Consider the following 443-nt stretch of genomic DNA (forward strand, 5'->3'; position numbering starts at 1 on the left):
GGGCGCCTGCGGCAGGGCGACGAGCAGGGCGGATTCGGCGAATGACAGGCGGGCGGGCTCGCGCCCGAAATAGGCGAGCGCCGCCGCCCGCACCCCCTCGACCGGGCCGCCATAGGGGGCGAGCGCGAGGTAGAGGTCGAGCACGCCGGCCTTGCCGAAGCGGCGCTCCAGCTCGACCGCGCGGACCATCTGCCGGAGCTTCGCGGCGAGCGAGCGCTCGGGGCGCGGCTCGACGAGGCGGGCGACCTGCATCGACAGGGTCGAGCCGCCGGAGACGATCCGTCCGTGCGCCAGCCATTGCCAGGCGGCCCGGAGCGTCGCCGCCGGGTCGATGCCGGGATGGTCGGCGAAGCGCCGGTCCTCGTAGGCCGTGAGCATCGTGAGATAGCGCGGGTCGACGGAGGCCGCCCGCACCGGCAGCCGCCAGCGCCCGTCCGGGGTGG

The 443-nt window shown here is 76.3% G+C and carries 1 protein-coding gene; it reads right to left on the reverse strand.

Annotated elements, in window-relative coordinates; all coding sequences use genetic code 11:
• The coding region (locus tag FV222_RS29055; RefSeq protein WP_187277552.1) for a transglycosylase domain-containing protein at positions 1 to 443 on the reverse strand (443 nt) is incomplete at both ends.

Source organism: Methylobacterium sp. WL103, from assembly GCF_008039885.1.
In the GTDB taxonomy this organism is placed as follows: Bacteria; Pseudomonadota; Alphaproteobacteria; order Rhizobiales; family Beijerinckiaceae; genus Methylobacterium; species Methylobacterium cerastii.